General features: G+C 71.1%; 17 protein-coding genes. 5 read left to right on the top strand and 12 right to left on the bottom strand.

All coding sequences use genetic code 11. From position 1 onward, the window contains the following. Positions 1–23 precede the first annotated feature (23 nt). From tal to RLT58_RS27590, 5 genes are all read left to right on the top strand, one after another. Positions 24–1142: a transaldolase gene (tal, locus tag RLT58_RS27610; RefSeq protein ID WP_311313070.1), complete on the top strand. Its 1119-nt coding sequence runs from the start codon at positions 24–26 to the stop codon at positions 1140–1142. Between the two features lie 5 nt (positions 1143–1147). Beyond that, positions 1148–2680 carry a glucose-6-phosphate dehydrogenase gene (gene zwf / locus RLT58_RS27605; protein WP_311313069.1) on the top strand — a complete coding sequence of 511 codons (1533 nt, stop codon included), beginning with the start codon at positions 1148–1150 and terminating at the stop codon, positions 2678–2680. Then, positions 2677–3696, top strand: coding sequence for a glucose-6-phosphate dehydrogenase assembly protein OpcA (opcA, locus tag RLT58_RS27600; RefSeq protein WP_311313068.1), 1020 nt, complete (start codon positions 2677–2679; stop codon positions 3694–3696). The genes zwf and opcA overlap by 4 nt, the downstream gene beginning before the upstream one ends. A 41-nt stretch (positions 3697–3737) precedes the next feature. After that, on the top strand, positions 3738–4478 hold the full coding sequence (pgl, locus tag RLT58_RS27595) for a 6-phosphogluconolactonase (RefSeq protein ID WP_399131967.1): 741 nt from the start codon (positions 3738–3740) through the stop codon (positions 4476–4478). Positions 4479–4566: 88 nt separating this feature from the next. Continuing rightward, positions 4567–4923, top strand: a complete 357-nt coding sequence (locus tag RLT58_RS27590; protein WP_311313066.1) for a VOC family protein — start codon at positions 4567–4569, stop codon at positions 4921–4923. 7 nt (positions 4924–4930) lie between these two features. Here RLT58_RS27590 and RLT58_RS27585 read toward each other — a convergent pair whose 3' ends face one another. From RLT58_RS27585 to uvrC, 12 genes are all read right to left on the bottom strand, one after another. Beyond that, on the bottom strand, positions 4931–6445 hold the full coding sequence (locus RLT58_RS27585; RefSeq protein WP_311313065.1) for a PH domain-containing protein: 1515 nt from the start codon (positions 6443–6445) through the stop codon (positions 4931–4933). Beyond that, positions 6442–6945 carry a PH domain-containing protein gene (locus RLT58_RS27580; RefSeq protein ID WP_311313064.1) on the bottom strand — a complete coding sequence of 168 codons (504 nt, stop codon included), beginning with the start codon at positions 6943–6945 and terminating at the stop codon, positions 6442–6444. The genes RLT58_RS27585 and RLT58_RS27580 overlap by 4 nt, the downstream gene beginning before the upstream one ends. Positions 6946–6949: 4 nt before the next feature. Beyond that, positions 6950–8602 (bottom strand): glucose-6-phosphate isomerase, encoded by a 1653-nt coding sequence (gene pgi, locus RLT58_RS27575; protein ID WP_311313063.1) that lies wholly within the window; start codon positions 8600–8602, stop codon positions 6950–6952. Between the two features lie 151 nt (positions 8603–8753). Continuing rightward, complete coding sequence (locus tag RLT58_RS27570; protein ID WP_078622699.1) at positions 8754–9089, bottom strand: RNA polymerase-binding protein RbpA; 336 nt, start codon at positions 9087–9089, stop codon at positions 8754–8756. Between the two features lie 109 nt (positions 9090–9198). After that, positions 9199–9435 carry a preprotein translocase subunit SecG gene (gene secG / locus RLT58_RS27565; protein ID WP_018104607.1) on the bottom strand — a complete coding sequence of 79 codons (237 nt, stop codon included), beginning with the start codon at positions 9433–9435 and terminating at the stop codon, positions 9199–9201. Positions 9436–9545: 110 nt separating this feature from the next. Next, positions 9546–10334: a triose-phosphate isomerase gene (gene tpiA / locus RLT58_RS27560; protein WP_311313062.1), complete on the bottom strand. Its 789-nt coding sequence runs from the start codon at positions 10332–10334 to the stop codon at positions 9546–9548. 6 nt (positions 10335–10340) lie between these two features. Beyond that, positions 10341–11552: a phosphoglycerate kinase gene (locus RLT58_RS27555; RefSeq protein ID WP_311313061.1), complete on the bottom strand. Its 1212-nt coding sequence runs from the start codon at positions 11550–11552 to the stop codon at positions 10341–10343. Positions 11553–11660: 108 nt separating this feature from the next. Next, complete coding sequence (gene gap / locus RLT58_RS27550) at positions 11661–12671, bottom strand: type I glyceraldehyde-3-phosphate dehydrogenase (protein WP_311313060.1); 1011 nt, start codon at positions 12669–12671, stop codon at positions 11661–11663. A gap of 258 nt (positions 12672–12929) precedes the next feature. After that, complete coding sequence (gene whiA / locus RLT58_RS27545; protein WP_030919772.1) at positions 12930–13919, bottom strand: DNA-binding protein WhiA; 990 nt, start codon at positions 13917–13919, stop codon at positions 12930–12932. Then, on the bottom strand, positions 13910–14941 hold the full coding sequence (gene yvcK / locus RLT58_RS27540; protein WP_311313059.1) for a gluconeogenesis factor YvcK family protein: 1032 nt from the start codon (positions 14939–14941) through the stop codon (positions 13910–13912). The genes whiA and yvcK overlap by 10 nt, the downstream gene beginning before the upstream one ends. Continuing rightward, positions 14938–15918, bottom strand: coding sequence for an RNase adapter RapZ (gene rapZ / locus RLT58_RS27535; protein WP_311313058.1), 981 nt, complete (start codon positions 15916–15918; stop codon positions 14938–14940). The genes yvcK and rapZ overlap by 4 nt, the downstream gene beginning before the upstream one ends. Then, positions 15915–17972 carry an excinuclease ABC subunit UvrC gene (uvrC, locus tag RLT58_RS27530; protein ID WP_311313057.1) on the bottom strand — a complete coding sequence of 686 codons (2058 nt, stop codon included), beginning with the start codon at positions 17970–17972 and terminating at the stop codon, positions 15915–15917. The genes rapZ and uvrC overlap by 4 nt, the downstream gene beginning before the upstream one ends. Positions 17973–18038: the final 66 nt, after the last annotated feature.

Below are 18038 nucleotides of genomic sequence, written 5' to 3'. Positions count from 1 at the left end.
GACTAGTAGGAGATGCAATTCTCATGACAGACGCACTCAAGCGCCTCTCCGACGAGGGCGTGGCGATCTGGCTCGATGACCTCTCGCGCAAGCGGATCACCTCGGGCAACCTCGCCGAGCTGATCGACCAGAGCCACGTCGTGGGTGTCACGACCAACCCGTCGATCTTCCAGAAGGCGATCTCCTCGGGCGACGGTTACGAGCAGCAGCTCACCGACCTCGCCGCCCGCAGGGTGACCGTCGAGGAAGCGATCCGGATGATCACCACGGCGGACGTCCGGGACGCGGCCGACATCCTGCGCCCGGTCTTCGACGCCACCGACGGCCAGGACGGCCGGGTCTCCATCGAGGTCGACCCGCGCCTGGCGCACAACACCCTGGCCACGGTCGCCGAGGCCAAGCAGCTGGCCTGGCTGGTGGACCGGCCGAACACGCTCATCAAGATCCCGGCGACCAGGGCCGGCCTGCCGGCGATCACCGAGACCATCGGCCGGGGCATCAGCGTCAACGTGACGCTGATCTTCTCGCTGGAGCGCTACCGCGAGGTCATGGACGCCTACCTGGCGGGCCTGGAGAAGGCGAAGGCCGCGGGCCTGGACCTCTCCAAGATCCACTCGGTGGCCTCCTTCTTCGTGTCCCGCGTGGACACCGAGATCGACAAGCGGCTCGACGCGATCGGCACCGACGAGGCCAAGGCCGCCAAGGGCAAGTCCGCCCTGGCCAACGCCCGCCTGGCCTACGAGGCGTACGAGGAGGTCTTCGCCGGTGAGCGCTGGGCCGCCCTCGACCGGGCGCACGCCAACAAGCAGCGCCCGCTGTGGGCCTCCACCGGCGTGAAGGACCCGTCCCTCAAGGACACCCTCTACGTCGTGGACCTCGTCGCGCCGAACACGGTCAACACCATGCCGGAGGCGACTCTGGACGCGGTGGCCGACCATGGGGAGATCACCGGCAACACCGTCGCCGGTTCCTACGACCAGGGCCGTGCCGACCTCGAGACGATCAAGAAGCTCGGGATCAGCTACGACGACGTCGTCCAGCTCCTGGAGGACGAGGGCGTCGAGAAGTTCGAGGCCGCCTGGACCGACCTGCTCAACTCGACCGAGGCGGAGCTCAAGCGCCTCGCCCCTTCGGAGGGCTGACCACTTTGTCTGGTGTTCCCGGAGCCAACCCGCTCCGTGACGCCCAGGACCGACGGCTCCCGCGCATCGCGGGGCCGTCGGGCCTGGTCATCTTTGGCGTCACGGGCGATTTGTCCCGTAAAAAGCTGATGCCCGCCGTCTACGACCTGGCCAATCGCGGCCTGCTGCCGCCGGGCTTCTCGCTCATCGGTTTCGCGCGCCGCGACTGGGAGGACGAGGACTTCGCCCAGGTCGTCCACGACGCCGTCAAGGAGCATTCCCGTACGCCCTTCCGCGAAGAGGTCTGGCAGCAGCTCAGCCAGGGCATGCGCTTCGTGCAGGGCGACTTCGACGACGACGTCGCGTTCGAGACCCTCAGGGCCACGATCGAGGAACTCGACAAGGCGCAGGGGACGGGCGGCAACTTCGCCTTCTACCTGTCCGTACCGCCGAAGTTCTTCCCCAAGGTCGTCCAGCAGCTCAAGAAGCACGGCCTGGCCGACCAGGGAGAGGGCTCCTGGCGCCGGGCCGTCATCGAGAAGCCCTTCGGCCACGACCTGAAGAGCGCGCAGGAGCTCAACCAGCTCGTGCACGACGTCTTCCCGCCGAACGAGGTCTTCCGGATCGACCACTACCTCGGCAAGGAGACGGTCCAGAACATCCTGGCGCTGCGCTTCGCCAACACGATGTGGGAGCCGATCTGGAACAGGTCGTACGTCGACCACGTCCAGATCACGATGGCCGAGGACATCGGCATCGGCGGCCGGGCCGGCTACTACGACGGCATCGGCGCCGCCCGCGACGTCATCCAGAACCACCTGCTCCAGCTGCTGGCCCTGACCGCGATGGAGGAGCCCGGCTCCTTCCACCCCAAGGCCCTGGTCGCCGAGAAGCTCAAGGTGCTCACGGCGGTGGAGCTGCCGGAGGACCTGGGCAAGCACACGGTGCGCGGCCAGTACACGCACGCGTGGCAGGGCGGCCAGGAAGTGCCCGGCTATCTGGAGGAAGAGGGAATCGACCCCAAGTCGAAGACCGACACCTTCGCCGCCGTCAAGCTCACGATCAACAACCGCCGCTGGGCGGGCGTGCCGTTCTACCTCCGGACCGGGAAGCGGCTCGGCCGCCGGGTGACGGAGATCGCGGTCGTCTTCAAGCGCGCCCCGTACCTGCCCTTCGAGTCCGGTGCCACGGAGGAGCTGGGCGGCAACGCCCTGGTCATCCGGGTCCAGCCGGACGAGGGCGTGACGGTGCGGTTCGGCTCCAAGGTGCCGGGCACCTCCATGGAGGTCCGGGACGTGACGATGGACTTCGCCTACGGCGAGTCCTTCACCGAGTCCAGCCCGGAGGCGTACGAGCGGCTCATCCTCGATGTGCTGCTCGGCGACGCCAACCTCTTCCCGCGCCACCAGGAGGTCGAACTCTCCTGGAACATCCTGGACCCGATCGAGGAGTACTGGGACAAGCACGGCAAGCCGGCGCAGTACCCGGCAGGCACCTGGGGCCCGTCCGAGGCGGACGAGATGCTCGCACGAGACGGACGGAGCTGGCGCCGGCCATGAAGATCGACCTCACGGAAACCACGTCCAGCAAGATCAACCAGGCCCTGGTGTCGGCCCGCCGCGCGGTCGGCGCCCCGGCCATCGGGATGGTGCTCACCCTCGTCATCGTCACCGACGAGGAGAACGCCTACGACGCGCTGAAGGCCGCGAGCGACTCCTCGCGCGAGCACCCCTCGCGGATCATCGCCGTGATCAAGCGGGTCAGCCGTTCGCCGCGCGCCCGCCGTGACGCGCGGCTCGACGCCGAGGTCCGGGTCGGTTCCGACTCGGGCTCCGGCGAGACCGTCGTGCTGCGCCTGCACGGCGAGCTGGCCAACCACGCCCAGTCGGTCGTCCTGCCGCTGCTGCTGCCGGATGCCCCGGTGGTGCTGTGGTGGCCCCAGGACGCCCCGGCGGACCCGGCGAAGGACGCGCTGGGCGCCCTCGCCCAGCGCCGCATCACCGACACCTACTCCGCCGAGCACCCGCTCGACGAGCTGGCGGTGCGTGCGGCGACCTACCAGCCGGGGGACACGGACCTGGCCTGGACCCGCATCACGCCGTGGCGCTCGATGCTGGCGGCGGCGCTCGACCAGCAGCCGGCCGAGGTCGTCTCCGCCACGGTCGAGGGCGAGTCCGACAACCCGAGCTGCGAACTGCTGGCCATGTGGCTGGCGGACCGGCTCAAGGTGCCGGTGGAGCGCACGACGTCCGGCGGCCCCGGTCTGACGGCCGTCCGGATGACCACGAAGAACGGCGACATCGTCCTGGACCGGGCCGACGGCTCGCTCGCCACGCTGTGCATGGTGGGCCAGCCGGACCGTGCCGTGGCGCTCAAGCGCCGGGAGACGGCCGAGCTCCTCGCCGAGGAGCTGCGGCGTCTGGACCCGGACAACATCTACGAGTCCACGGTGAAGTTCGGCGTCGAGCGTCTGGGACAGGTGGCGGAGCCCGCAGCGGCGGAGAAGGCCGCCCCCGCCCAGGCCCCGGCCGCCGCCAAGAAGGCCGCGCCCGCGAAGAAGGCGGCGTCGAAGTGAGCGTCGTCCCGCAGCTCGTCGTGCACCGCGACAAGGAGCTGATGGCCCGGGCCGCGGCGGCCCGGCTGATCACCAAGGTCGTGGACGCCCAGGCCGCCCGGGGTCACGCCTCGGTGGTGCTGACGGGCGGGCGCAACGGCAACGGCCTGCTGGCCGCGCTGGCCGCCGCGCCCGCGCGGGACGCCGTGGACTGGTCGCGGCTGGACCTGTGGTGGGGCGACGAGCGGTTCCTGCCCGAGGGCGATCCGGAGCGCAATGTCACGCAGGCCCGCGAGGCCCTGCTGGACTCGGTGCCGCTGGATCCGGCGCGGGTGCACGCGATGCCCGCGTCCGACGGGCCGTACGGCGACGACGCCGACGCGGCGGCCGCCGCGTACGCCGCCGAACTGGCCGCCGCGGCCGGTCCGGAGGACCACGGCCCGGTGCCGGTGTTCGACGTGCTGATGCTCGGCGTCGGCCCCGACACCCATGTCGCCTCGCTCTTCCCCGAGCTGCCCGCGGTACGGGAGACCGAGCGCACCGTCGTCGGTGTGCACGGGGCGCCCAAGCCGCCGCCGGTGCGGATCTCGCTCACGCTGCCCGCCATCCGGGCGGCGCGCGAGGTGTGGCTGCTCGCGGCGGGCGAGGACAAGGCGGAGGCCGCGGCCATCGCCCTGTCGGGGGCCGGGGAGATCCAGGCCCCGGCGGCGGGTGCGTACGGCCGCAGCCGCACCCTGTGGCTGCTGGACGCGGCGGCGGCCTCCGGGCTGCCGCGCGCCCTCTACCCGCCGGCATCCGCCTGACCGGCCGACCGGCTGTCAGCAGTACGGACCGCGGGCCCGGTCCGCTCCTCGGAGCGGACCGGGCCCGCGGCGTGAGAGGGTCGGGCCCATGCATATCGGAAGCGTGGTGATGGGGGCGTCGGACGTGCGGCGCGCGGCGGCCTTCTGGAAGGCGGCGCTCGGCTACGTGGAGCGCGAGCCGCTCACCGAGGACTGGGTGGTCCTGGTCCCGGCGCAGGGGTCCGGGCCCGGGGTCTCACTGGGCCGCAGCGACGCCCCGGTGCAGGAGGTCCCCCGGGTCCATCTCGACCTGTACACCGAGGAGCAGGACGCCGAGGTGGCGCGGCTGCTCGGGCTCGGCGCCGTCGAGGTCGACTGGAAGCTGTATCCCGAGGACCCGGACTTCGTGGTCCTCGCGGACCCCGAGGGCAACCGCTTCTGCGTCATCGACACGACGCACGGCTGACCGGCGCTCACTCCCCCGGCGCCCGCTCCAGGAAGGGCGCCAGCAGCCCCGGGACGGCCTCGGAGGCGAAGGCGAGGCCCTCGGCGGCATCCGCGTCGTACACCGTGTACGCGCCCGCCCCGGCGGCCGTCGTCGCGGTGACGCTCAGGACGCCCGCCCTGCGCTGGAAGTAGGTCTGCCGGACCGTCCAGCCGATCACTCCGGCCCGTTCCAGGGCGGCGGTGGAGCGGCGCAGCGCTCCCGAACGGGTCACCAGATAGCCGCCGCTGAGGGTGTGTCCGAGGCTGCGGTACGCGTCGTGCGCCAGCAGCACCCCCGCCGGCAGCCCGATGGCCGCGCAGCCGAGCGCGGTCCAGAGCAGGACGGGTGTCAGCAGGGCGCCGAGCAGCGCGAGGACCAGCACCGGGACCAGGACCGCCCACAGGGCCCGGCGCAGCCGCCGGCCGCGCGCCGCGGGCGGGTGCGCGACGAGCGCGGCGCCGGTCGGGGAGAGGTCCTCGCGGAGCACGGCGGCGGCGACTTCGTCCGCGAGGCGCCGGGGCGCGGCGGGCAGCAGGGTGTTGTGGTCGCCGTGCTGCTCCTCGTCGTCCTTGGCGAGTCCGGTGGTGATGGCGTCGAGGCGGGCCGCGCCCAGCAGCCGGACGCCCAGCGGCTCGACGAGGTCGGCGCCGCGCAGCCTGCGCTCCTCGATGGTGACGGAGCGGGAGGTGAGCAGTCCGCGCCGGATGCGCAGGGTGCCGCCCGGTTCGCGTTCGAGCCGGTAGTTCCACCACATCTCGACCCAGAGGCCGAGGGCGCCGATGACGCCGGCGAGGACCGCGGCGACGGCGAGGAGCACGATCACGGAGACCAGGGAGGTGTCCCGGTAGCGGTCGCCGACCCATTCGATGACCCGGCCCTGGGCGCCGAACCAGTCGCTGACCTGCATCACCGCCCCGACGGCGGCCCCGCCGAGCGCGGGTGCGACGAACGAGACGGGTGCGTAGCGGATCCAGCGCGGGTCGAGCGCGACGAGTTCGCCCTCGCGGTGGCTGCCGGGCACCGTGCTCGCGCCCCGCTCCAGCAGGGCGCGGCGCAGCCGTTCCCCCTCGGCGCGCAGGACCGGGTCGAGTTCCAGGGTGGATTCGCTCCCGGTGTGCTCGCCGGTGCCGATCCGGACGGTGACCAGGCCGAGGACGCGCTGGACCGGGTGGGCGGTGAGGTCGACGCTGCGGATGCGTTCGCGGGCCAGGGATCGCTTCTTGACCAGGAGCAGGCCGGTGTGGAGCTCGACCCGGTCGGCGCCCACGCGGTAGCGGGTGCGGCGCCAGCGTACGTAGTCGGCGCCGGCGCTGCCCGCGATCAGCAGAGCGGCGCCGGTCAGTACCCAGGCGACGGCGGTCCCGAATCCGAACCGGCCGGAGAGCCCGAGCGTGGTCGGTACGGCGGCGCCCGCCGCCACCCCGGCGGTGACCAGGGCGGTGAGCCAGACCGTGCGCCGGTCGAGCGAGCGCCAGTCCCCGGGCGGGGCGGCGGTGCTCATGTGGCGTCCCCGGGGGTGTCGCGGGTGATCCGGGTCAGCCGCTCGGCGAGTTCCGCGGCCAGTTCGTGGTCGAGGCCCTCGATCCGGACCGCGCCCTTGGCGGACGCGGTGGTGACGGTGACCGTGGCGAGCCGGAAGAGCTGTTCGAGGGGGCCGCGCACGGTGTCCACGGTCTGGATCCGGGACATCGGCGCGATCCGCCACTCCTGCCACAGCACGCCCGTGCGGACGTACACGGCCTCGTCCGTGACCTCCCAGCGGTGCGTGCGGAACCACCAGAGGGGGACGAGGACGGCGCAGCCGGTGCCGAGGACGGCGAGCGCGGCGGCGGGCAGCCACAGCCAGAACCGGGCCGGCGCGAGGAACGCCCCGAGCACGGCCAGGACGGCCACCGGCACCGCGGTGAGCAGCAGCCACTGGACCCGCCACCAGCCGACGGCCCGCGGGTCCAGCGTGTTGACCGGCGGCCGCAGCCGTACCGCCCCCTCCCCGGCGGTCATGGGGTCAGCGCCCCCGCAGCTCGCGGTACGCGGCGACGAGCGCGGCGGTCGAGCTGTCGAGCTGTTCGCCGCCCTTGCCCTCCGTGAGCACCGGCTCGATCTTCTTCGCGAGGACCTTGCCGAGCTCGACGCCCCACTGGTCGAAGGAGTCGATGTTCCAGACGGCGCCCTGGACGAAGACCTTGTGCTCGTACAGCGCGATCAGCTGGCCGAGCACCGACGGGGTGAGCCGGTCGGCGAGGATCGTCGTGGTGGGGTGGTTGCCGCGGAAGCTCTTGTGCGGCACCAGCTCCTCGGGGACGCCCTCGGCGCGTACCTCGTCCGGCGTCTTGCCGAAGGCCAGGGCCTGGGTCTGGGCGAAGAAGTTGGCCATCAGCAGGTCGTGCTGGGCGACCAGCCCGGGCAGCAGGGAATCGACCGGCTCGGCGAAGCCGATGAAGTCGGCCGGGATGACCTTCGTGCCCTGGTGGATCAGCTGGTAGTAGGCGTGCTGGCCGTTGGTGCCGGGGGTGCCCCAGACGACCGGGCCGGTCTGCCAGTCCACCGGATTGCCGTCCCGGTCCACGGACTTGCCGTTGGACTCCATGTCGAGCTGCTGGAGGTAGGCGGTGAACCGGGACAGGTAGTGGCTGTAGGGCAGCACGGCGTGCGACTGCGCGTCGAAGAAGCCGCCGTACCAGACGCCGAGCAGACCCAGCAGGAGCGGGGCGTTCTCCTCGGCGGGGGCGGTGCGGAAGTGCTCGTCGACGAGGTGGAAGCCGTCGAGCATCTCGCGGAACCGGTCCGGGCCAATGGCGATCATCAGCGACAGGCCGATGGCGGAGTCGTACGAGTAGCGGCCGCCGACCCAGTCCCAGAACTCGAACATGTTGGCGGTGTCGATGCCGAAGTCCGCGACCTTCTCGCCGTTCGTGGACAGCGCCACGAAGTGCTTGGCCACCGCTTCCTGACCGGCCTTCAGCCCGGTCAGCAGCCAGTCGCGGGCGGAGGTGGCGTTGGTGATCGTCTCGATCGTGGTGAAGGTCTTGGAGGCGATGACGAAGAGCGTCTCGGCCGGGTCCAGGTCGTGCACGGCCTCGTGCAGGTCGGCGCCGTCGACGTTGGAGACGAAGCGGACCGTGAGCGAGCGGTCCGTGAAGGAGCGCAGCACCTCGTAGGCCATGGCGGGGCCGAGGTCGGAGCCGCCGATGCCGATGTTGACGATGTTCTTGATCGGCTTGCCGGTGTGGCCGGTCCACTCGCCGGACCTGACCCGGTCGGAGAAGGCCGCCATCTTGTCGAGCACGGCGTGCACGGCGGGCACCACGTTCTCGCCGTCGACCTCGATCACGGCGTCGCGCGGGGCGCGCAGCGCGGTGTGCAGGACGGCGCGGTCCTCGGTGGTGTTGATCTTGTCGCCGCGGAACATGGCGTCCCGCAGCCCGGCAACCCCGGTGGCCTTCGCCAGCTCGCGCAGCAGCGTGAGCGTCTCGTCGGTGACCAGGTGCTTGGAGTAGTCGAGGTACAGATCGCCGACCCGCAGGGTGTATCCGGTACCGCGCTCCGGATCGTCCGCGAACAGCTGCCGCAGATGTGTCGACCCCAGCTGCTCACGGTGCTTGCCCAGCGCGGCCCATTCCGGCGTCTGGTTGAGCCTGGTACGGCTTTGTGCGTTCATCCCGGACATCAGCCCACTTCTTCTCGTAACCGCAGTTCCCCGCTGCCCCTCCAACCTAATTGATCAGGCGGCCGGACGGCACAACGGCGGGCTGCGGCACGGCAGAAGCATTCCGGCCGGGCACCCGTGGGGTGTCCGGCCGGTGAACGATTCAGATCTCGCCGCGGAGTTTCGCCAGGGCCTCGGCGAGGATCGCCTCGCCGTCCGCGTCACTGCGCCGCTCGCGTACGTACGCGAGGTGCGTCTTGTACGGCTCGGTGCGGGGCGGGTCCGGCGGGCTGTCCCGGTCCTGGCCGGCCGGGAATCCACAGCGCGGGCAGTCCCAGGTCTCCGGTACCTGCGCGTCATGGGCGAAGCTCGGCTGCGTCTCGTGCCCGTTCGAGCACCAGAAGGAGATGCGGGCGCGTGGCGCGGACTCGCCGCGCTCGGCCTCCCCCATCGGCCCCGCTCCGACCCGGCTTCCCCGGATCGCGTTGCCACTTGCCACGGTCGTAACTCCCTGCGTGATGGTGCTCGAAGATGCCCCAGTCTACGTAAGGCCCAACGCGCGTCCAGTGAAAGGAGTTACACCCTCACCGGGAATCGCGTACGACGGGTCAGTTGTCCAGCTTGATGAGCAGACCAAGCACCACGATGCACGCGAACCAGCCCAGACCGACCACCACGGTGATCCGGTCGAGGTTCCGCTCGGCGACCGAGGAACCGCCGACGGAGGACTGCATGCCGCCACCGAACATGTCGGAGAGGCCGCCGCCCTTTCCCTTGTGCATCAGCACCAGCAGCATCAGCAGCAGGCTGAAGACGATCAGGGCGATCTCGAACCCCAAAATCACGGCTGGTCCCTACTTTCCGGAAATCCTGACTGCATGTGCGAACAACGGGGGCCGGGAGGCTGCCCTCCTCGGCCCCCGCAAGGGTACGACGGATCCGCGCTACCGCATACTCACTGGTCGCGGAAGCGGACGATCTTGACGAACTCGTCGGCGTCCAGCGCGGCGCCGCCGATCAGCGCACCGTCCACATCGGGCTGCGCCATGATCGCGGCGACATTGCCGGACTTGACCGAGCCGCCGTACTGGATGCGGACCGCGTCGGCCAGCTCCTGCGAGTACAGCTCGGCGAGGCGGCCGCGGATCGCACCGCAGACCTCCTGCGCGTCCTCGGGGGTGGCGACCTCGCCGGTGCCGATGGCCCAGACCGGCTCGTAGGCGATCACGATGGACTCGGCCTGCTCGGCCGGGATGTCCTTCAGCGCGCCGTCGAGCTGGGCGAGGGTGTACGCGACCTGGTCGCCGGCCTTGCGGACGTCCAGACCCTCACCGACGCACAGGATCGGGGTCAGGCCGTGCTTGTACGCGGCCTTCACCTTGGCGTTGCAGACCTCGTCGGTCTCCGCGTGGTACTGGCGGCGCTCGCTGTGGCCGACGGCGACATAGGTGCACTTCAGCTTGGCGAGCATGGGGCCGGAGATCTCACCGGTGTACGCGCCGGAGTCGTGCGCCGAGATGTCCTGGGCGCCGTACTTGATCTTCAGCTTGTCGCCGTCGACCAGCGTCTGCACGGAGCGCAGGTCGGTGAAGGGCGGCAGGACAGCGACCTCGACGGCGTCGTAGTCCTTGTCGGCCAGGGCGAAGGCGAGCTTCTGGACGTGTGCGATGGCCTCGAGGTGGTTGAGGTTCATCTTCCAGTTGCCCGCCATCAGCGGGGTCCGGCCTTGGGCGGTAGCAGTCATGAAAGGTCAGTCCTCCAGTGCGGCGAGGCCGGGAAGCGTCTTGCCCTCGAGGTATTCGAGGCTGGCACCGCCACCGGTCGAGATGTGTCCGAACGCGTTCTCGTCGAAGCCCAGGATGCGGACGGCCGCGGCGGAGTCGCCACCGCCGACCACGCTGAAGCCCGAGGAGTCGACGAGGGCCTGGGCGACGGCCCGGGTGCCCTCGGCGAAGTCGGGGTGCTCGAAGACGCCCATCGGGCCGTTCCAGAAGACGGTGGCCGCGTCGGCGAGCTTCGATGCGTAGAGCTTGTTGGTCTCCGGCCCGTTGTCCAGACCCATCTGGCCGGCCGGCATGGCGTCGGCGGCGACGGTGGTGGGGTGGGCCGGGGCCTTGGTCTTGAGGTCCGGGAACTCCGGCGCGACCACGACGTCGACGGGGAGCACGAACTCCACGCCCTTCGCCTCGGCGCGGGCGAGGTACTCCTGCACGGCCGGGATCTGGTCCTCCTGGAGCAGCGAGCTGCCGACCTCGTGGCCCTGGGCCTTGAGGAAGGTGTACGCCATGCCGCCGCCGATGAGGATGCGGTCGGCCCGCTCCAGCAGGTGGTCGATGACCCCGAGCTTGTCGGAGACCTTGGCGCCGCCGAGCACGACCGCGTAGGGCCGCTGGACGTCGTCGGTGAGCTTCTTCAGGACGCCGACCTCGGTGGCGATCAGGTCGCCCGCGGCGTGCGGGAGCCGGGCCGGGAGGTCGAAGACCGAGGCGTGCTTGCGGTGCACGGCGCCGAAGCCGTCGCCCACGTACAGGTCGGCGAGCTCGGCCAGCTGGTCGGCGAACGCGCCGCGCTCGGCGTCGTCCTTCGACGTCTCGCCGGGGTTGAAGCGGAGGTTCTCGATGACGGCGACCTGGCCGTCGGTGAGGGCGGCGACCGTGGCGCGGGCGGACTCGCCGACGGTGTCGGTCGCGAAGGCCACATCGGTCCCCAGCAGCTCGCCGAGGCGGGCGGCGGCGGGGGCCAGCGAGAACGCCGGGTCCGGGGCGCCCTTGGGGCGGCCCAGGTGCGAGGCGACAACGACCCGGGCGCCGGCCTCGGCCAGCTTGCGGACGGTCGGCGCGACGGCGCGGATCCGGCCGTCGTCGGTGATGGTGGTGCCGCTCAGCGGCACGTTGAGGTCGGCGCGGACGAATACGCGCTTGCCGGTGACCCCTTCGGCGAGAAGTTCGTCGATCGTCTTCATCTGTCTGGACTCCTAGGAGGACGGGGGCGCATGCGAGGGGGCTCGAACGGCGCCGCGTTGCGCTGTTCGAGCCCCGTGCTCACATCGAGGTGCCTGCCGGACCAGCGGTCAGAGCTGGCTGCCGACGAAGACGGTCAGGTCGACGAGGCGGTTGGAGTAGCCCCACTCGTTGTCGTACCAGCCGAGGATCTTCACCGTGTTGCCCTCCTGGACCATGGTCAGGGAGGAGTCGAAGGTGCAGGACGACGGGTCGCCGACGATGTCCGAGGACACGATCGGGTCCTCGGTGTACGTGAGGAAGCCCTTGAGGTCGCCGTCGTCGGACGCCTTCTTGAACGCGGCGTTGACCTCGTCCTTGGTGACCTCGCGCTGCAGGGTCACGACGAGGTCGGTGGCGGAACCGGTCGGGACCGGGACACGCATCGCGATGCCGTCGAGCTTGCCCTTGAGCTGCGGCAGAACCAGGGCGGTGGCCTTCGCGGCACCCGTCGTGGTCGGGATGATGTTCTCCGCGGCGGCGCGGGCGCGACGCAGGTCGGAGTGCGGGAAGTCCAGGATGCGCTGGTCGTTCGTGTACGCGTGGACCGTCGTCATCAGGCCCTTGACGATGCCGAAGTTCTCGTCGAGAACCTTGGCCATCGGCGCCACGCAGTTGGTGGTGCAGGAGGCGTTGGAGATGATGTTGTGCTGGGCGGCGTCGTACTTGTCCTGGTTGACGCCCATCACGATGGTGATGTCCTCGTCCTTGGCCGGAGCCGAGATGAGGACCTTCTTGGCGCCGCCCGCGATGTGCTTGGCGGCGTCGGCCTTCTTGGTGAAGATGCCGGTCGACTCGATGACGATGTCGACGCCCAGCTCGCCCCACGGGATGTCCGCCGGGTTGCGCTCGGAGAGCACCTTGATGGTGTGACCGTCGACCGTGATGGTGTCGGCGGTGTGACTCACCTCTGCCTTGAGACGACCCAGAATGGTGTCGTACTTCAGCAGGTGGGCCGTGGTCGCAGTGTCACCCAGGTCGTTGACAGCCACGATCTCGATGTCCGCACCCTGCTCCAGCAGCGCGCGGAAGTAGTTACGACCGATGCGGCCAAAGCCGTTGATGCCTACGCGGATCGTCACGAACCGATCTCCTCGTTAGGTACGCCGGTTTTCGACGCCGGCGAGTTGTATGGGATGTCCCCGACCGCCTCCGACCCTACCTCTCCGGAGCCCTCGGGGTGACATCGAGCGGGGCCGTAAGACGGCCGCAGGCCCGTACTCCCCAGTAGGAGTACGGGCCTGCGGTTGTCCGGTGCCACCGGCTGCGACGATTACGCAGCGTCAACACCCGCGGGTGCGTGGCGCGTTCCCGCCGCGGCTCGTCGGCGGGGACGCGGATCAGCCGACCAGACCGTCGGCCAGCTCTTCACTGAGGGTGGACTCGGTGCCGGGGATACCCAGGTCCTGGGCCCGCTTGTCGGCCATCGCCAGGAGCCGGCGGATCCGGCCCGCGACGGCGTCCTTGGTCAGCGGCGGGTCGGCGAGGGCGCCCAGCTCCTCCAGGGAGGCCTGCTTGTGCTCCATGCGCAGCCGTCCGGCGGCGGCGAGGTGCTCGGGGACCTCCTCGCCCAGGATCTCCAGCGCGCGCCCCACCCGGGCACCCGCGGCGACGGCGGCGCGGGCGGAGCGGCGCAGGTTCGCGTCGTCGAAGTTGGCGAGGCGGTTGGCGGTGGCGCGGACCTCGCGCCGCATCCGCCGCTCCTCCCAGGCCAGCACCGACTCATGGGCGCCGAGCCGGGTGAGCAGGGCGCCGATCGCGTCGCCGTCGCGGACGACGACGCGGTCCACCCCGCGCACCTCGCGGGCCTTCGCCGCGATGGAGAGCCTGCGGGCGGCGCCGACCAGCGCGAGCGCCGCCTCCGGGCCCGGGCAGGTCACCTCCAGCGAGGAGGAGCGCCCCGGCTCGGTCAGCGAGCCGTGCGCCAGAAAGGCCCCGCGCCAGGCGGCCTCGGCGTCGCAGGTGGCCCCCGAGACCACCTGCGGGGGAAGTCCGCGGATGGGACGGCCGCGGCCGTCCACCAGGCCCGTCTGGCGCGCCAGCTGGTCTCCGCCGGCCACCACCCGTACGACATAGCGCGAACCGCGCCGCAGGCCGCCGGGGGCCATCACGATCAGCTCCGAGCTGTGCCCGAAGATCTCGAGAATGTCCCGCTTGAGCCGGCGCGCCGCCATCGCGGTGTCCAGCTCCGCCTCGATCACAATCCGGCCGCTCACCAGGTGCAGTCCACCCGCGAACCGAAGAATCGCCGAGACCTCTGCCTTCCTGCAGCAGGTCCGGGTCACGGGAAGCCGAGAGATTTCGTCCTTCACCGCTGGCGTCATCGCCATGGGCCGATCCTTCCATGCATCCGAAAAATACGGTCGTACGCGGCGGCCAACAGCTCCGGATCATGAATCGGAACGCCGTCGGGTGAGGCCACCGGCGCCAGCTCGACCGCGGCACCGAGCCGTTTTGCGGCGTCGGCGAGGGACTCGCGGTCGGGCACGGCGGCCTCGTCGGCCAGCACCACGTCCAAGGCGAGTTTAGGGGCGTGTCGTCCCAAAACCTCCAAATGACGCTGCGGAGAGAAGCCCTCTGTTTCACCGGGTTGCGGCGCGAGGTTCAGCGAGAGGACCTTGCGGGCCTTCGTTTCGATCAGCGCGTCGAGCAGATCGGGGACGAGCAGATGCGGGATGACCGAGGAGAACCAGGAGCCGGGGCCGAGCACCACCCAGTCCGCGTCCAGCACGGCGGCGACCGCCTCGGGGACGGCCGGCGGGTCGGCGGGCACCACGTGCACCGACTGGACCTCGCCGGGGGTGAGCGCCACCGTGGCCTGGCCGCGCACGGTGTCCACGTCCTCCGGGCGCTCGGGGTCGTGCCCCTTGACGAGCGCCTGGAGCTCCAGCGGCACGGCGGACATGGGCAGCACCCTGCCGTGCGCGCCGAGGAGCTTGCCGACCAGGTCGAGGGCCTGGACGTGGTCGCCGAGCTGTTCCCACAGGGCGACGATCAGCAGGTTGCCGACCGCGTGCTCGTGCAGGTCTCCCTTGGACTGGAAGCGGTGCTGGATGACCTGGGACCAGGTCCGGCCCCACTCGTCGTCGCCGCACAGGGCGGCCAGCGCCTTGCGCAGGTCGCCCGGGGGCAGCACGCCCAGCTCCTCGCGGAGCCGGCCGCTGGATCCGCCGTCGTCGGCGACCGTGACCACCGCGGTCAGGTCGCCGGTGATCCGCCGCAGGGCGGTGAGGGAGGCGGACAGGCCCATGCCGCCGCCGAGCGCGACGACCTTGGGCTGCGCGCCGCGCTTGCGGCCGGACAGGGGCGTGCCCCTGCGCAGCCGGCGCAGACGCAGATTGCGACTGGTCACTCGCGCCCCATGTCCCGGTGGACGAGCACGGTCTCGATCCCCTCGGTGGCGAGCCGGGCCGCCAGCTTCTCCGACATGGCCACGGAGCGGTGCTTGCCGCCCGTACAGCCGACGGCGATGGTCACATAGCGCTTGCCCTCGCGGCGGTAGCCCGCGGCGACCAGCTGGAGCAGCTCGGTGTACTGGTTGAGGAACTCCTTGGCGCCCGGCTGGTCGAAGACGTACGCGGACACCTCCTCGTTGAGGCCGGTGAAGGGGCGCAGCTCCGGGACCCAGTGCGGGTTGGGCAGGAAGCGGCAGTCCACCACCAGGTCGGCATCGACGGGCAGCCCGTACTTGAAGCCGAAGGACATCACCGTGGCGCGGAGCTCGGGCTCCTCGTCGCCCGCGAACTGGGCGTCCATCTTGGCGCGCAGCTCGTGCACGTTGAGGCTGGAGGTGTCGATCACCAGGTCGGCGTCGCCGCGCAGCTCGCGCAGCAGGTCGCGCTCGGCGGCGATGCCGTCGACGATGCGGCCGTCGCCCTGGAGGGGGTGCGGGCGCCGGACCGACTCGAAGCGGCGCACCAGCGCGTCGTCGGAGGACTCCAGGAAGACGATGCGCCGGGTGACGCCCTTGGCCTCCAGGTCCGCGAGGGACTCGCGGAGGTTGTCGAAGAAACGGCGCCCGCGCACGTCGACGACGACGGCGATCCGCGCCACGTTGCCCTGCGAGCGGGCGCCGAGCTCCACCATGGTGGGGATCAGCGCGGGCGGCAGGTTGTCGACGACGAACCAGCCGAGGTCCTCCAGACACTTGGCCGCGGTGCTGCGCCCGGCGCCCGACATGCCGGAGATGATCACCAGCTCGGGGATGGCCACCGCGCTGTCGCCCGTCTCGATCGAGGTGCCCGTACTCACGTGTGCTGCTCCGTCTGCTCGGTCTGTGCGGTCGTGCCCGTGTTCGTCGTGCCCGTGTTCATTGTCGCGCTCGGTCATGTCGTGCTGCCCCCGTCGTCCTCTTCAATGATCTCTCCTGTGGCCGTGTTCACGGCGGGCGTGGCCGGGGCGGCCGCGGCGAGGGCGACGGCCACCGATTCCGCCGTCCGGCGGCCTATCCCCGGAACCTCGCAGATCTCGTCGATTGTCGCCTGCCTCAGCTTCTTGACGGAGCCGAAATGCTTGATCAGGGCCTGTTTCCGGGTCTCTCCGAGTCCGGCGACGGCGTCCAGGGGGCTGGAGCGGATGCGCTTGGCCCGTTTGGCGCGCTGGTAGGCGATAGCGAAGCGGTGGGCCTCGTCGCGGATGCGCTGGAGGAGGTAGAGGCCCTCGCTGGAGCGGGGCAGGACCACCGGGTCGTCGTCGTCGGGCAGCCAGACCTCTTCGAGGCGCTTGGCGAGGCCGCAGACGGCGATGTCGTCGATCCCCAGCTCGTCCAGGGCCCGCTTGGCGGCGGCGACCTGGGGCTGCCCGCCGTCGACCACGAGGAGCTGGGGCGGGTAGGCGAACCGCTTGGGCCGGCCGTCGTCCTCGCGGGGCCCGGCGGGGTCGGCGGCGGCCGGCACGGGGCCGCTGGGAGCGGGGCCCGTGGGCGCGGGCCCGCCGGCTGCCGCTCCATCGGGTGCGGGGGTCTCCTCCCACTCCCCCGTCCGCTCCTTCTCCTGGAGGTAGCGGCGGAAGCGCCGGCCGATCACCTCGTGCATCGAGCGGACGTCGTCCTGGCCCTCGAAGCCCTTGATCTGGAAGCGGCGGTACTCCCCCTTGCGGGCCAGCCCGTCCTCGAAGACCACCATGGACGCCACGACGTCGTCGCCCTGGAGGTGCGAGATGTCGAAGCACTCGATGCGCAGGGGGGCCGTGTCGAGGCCGAGCGCCTCGGCAATCTCCTCCAGCGCCCGGGAGCGGGTGGTGAGGTCGGAGGCGCGCTTGGTCTTGTGCAGCCCCAGGGCCTGCTGGGCGTTGCGCTGGACCGTGGCCATCAGGTCCTTCTTGTCGCCGCGCTGCGGGATGCGCAGGCTGACCTGGGAGCCCCGGCGGTCCGCCAGCCACTGGGAGACCGCGTCGGGGTCCTCGGGCAGGGCCGGGACCAGGACCTCCTTGGGCACGGAATCGCCGCTCTCCTCCCCGTACAGCTGCTGGAGGGCGTGCTCGACGAGGCCGGAGGTGTCGACGTTCTCCACCTTGTCGGTGACCCAGCCGCGCTGGCCGCGCACCCGGCCGCCGCGGACGTGGAAGATCTGGACGGCCGCCTCCAGCTCGTCCTCGGCGACCGCGATGAGGTCGGCGTCGGTGGCGTCGGCGAGCACGACGGCGCTCTTCTCCATGGCGCGCTTGAGCGCCTCGACGTCGTCGCGCAGGCGCGCCGCCCGCTCGTACTCCATCTCCTCGGCCGCCGCCGTCATGTCCTTCTCCAGGCGGCGGATGTACGTGCCGGTGCGGCCGGCCATGAAGTCGCAGAAGTCGTCCGCCAGTTCGCGGTGCTCCTCGGGGGTGACGCGGCCGACGCAGGGGGCCGAGCACTTGCCGATGTAGCCGAGGAGGCAGGGGCGGCCGGTCCTGGCGGCGTTCTTGAAGACCCCGGCGGAGCAGGTGCGGACGGGGAAGACGCGGAGCATCAGGTCGACCGTCTCGCGGATCGCCCAGGCGTGCCCGTACGGACCGAAGTAGCGCACGCCCTTCTTCTTGGCGCCGCGCATCACCTGGACGCGCGGGAACTCCTCGTTGAGCGTGACCGCGAGATACGGATAGCTCTTGTCGTCGCGGTACTTGACGTTGAACCGGGGGTCGAACTCCTTGATCCAGGAGTACTCGAGCTGGAGCGCCTCGACCTCCGTGGACACCACGGTCCACTCCACGGACGCGGCGGTGGTCACCATCGTGCGCGTGCGCGGGTGGAGGCCGGAGAGGTCCTGGAAGTAGTTGGCCAGGCGCTGGCGCAGGCTCTTCGCCTTCCCGACGTAGATCACCCGGCGGTGCTCGTCGCGGAATTTGTAGACCCCCGGGGAGTCGGGGATCTGTCCCGGCTTGGGGCGGTAGCTGGAGGGGTCTGCCATGGGTCCCACCCTACTTGCGGGCAGTGACAGCTCGGGGTGCGCACGGATGGCGCCGGGCCCCGGGAC

The sequence above is a fragment of the Streptomyces sp. ITFR-16 genome (genome assembly GCF_031844705.1).
Taxonomy (GTDB): domain Bacteria; phylum Actinomycetota; class Actinomycetes; order Streptomycetales; family Streptomycetaceae; genus Streptomyces.
This window is presented reverse-complemented; position numbering and strand designations above follow the sequence as displayed.

Coding starts and splice junctions, on each gene's coding strand:
- opcA (WP_311313068.1), top strand. CDS start 2,677: ATGAAGATCGACCTCACGGAAACCACGTCCAGCAAGATCAACCAGGCC.
- rapZ (WP_311313058.1), bottom strand. CDS start 15,918: ATGACCGAGCGCGACAATGAACACGGGCACGACGAACACGGGCACGAC.
- tal (WP_311313070.1), top strand. CDS start 24: ATGACAGACGCACTCAAGCGCCTCTCCGACGAGGGCGTGGCGATCTGG.
- pgl (WP_399131967.1), top strand. CDS start 3,738: ATGGCCCGGGCCGCGGCGGCCCGGCTGATCACCAAGGTCGTGGACGCC.
- pgi (WP_311313063.1), bottom strand. CDS start 8,602: ATGAACGCACAAAGCCGTACCAGGCTCAACCAGACGCCGGAATGGGCC.
- RLT58_RS27585 (WP_311313065.1), bottom strand. CDS start 6,445: ATGAGCACCGCCGCCCCGCCCGGGGACTGGCGCTCGCTCGACCGGCGC.
- RLT58_RS27590 (WP_311313066.1), top strand. CDS start 4,567: ATGCATATCGGAAGCGTGGTGATGGGGGCGTCGGACGTGCGGCGCGCG.
- RLT58_RS27580 (WP_311313064.1), bottom strand. CDS start 6,945: ATGACCGCCGGGGAGGGGGCGGTACGGCTGCGGCCGCCGGTCAACACG.
- whiA (WP_030919772.1), bottom strand. CDS start 13,919: ATGGCGATGACGCCAGCGGTGAAGGACGAAATCTCTCGGCTTCCCGTG.
- RLT58_RS27555 (WP_311313061.1), bottom strand. CDS start 11,552: ATGAAGACGATCGACGAACTTCTCGCCGAAGGGGTCACCGGCAAGCGC.
- tpiA (WP_311313062.1), bottom strand. CDS start 10,334: ATGACTGCTACCGCCCAAGGCCGGACCCCGCTGATGGCGGGCAACTGG.
- uvrC (WP_311313057.1), bottom strand. CDS start 17,972: ATGGCAGACCCCTCCAGCTACCGCCCCAAGCCGGGACAGATCCCCGAC.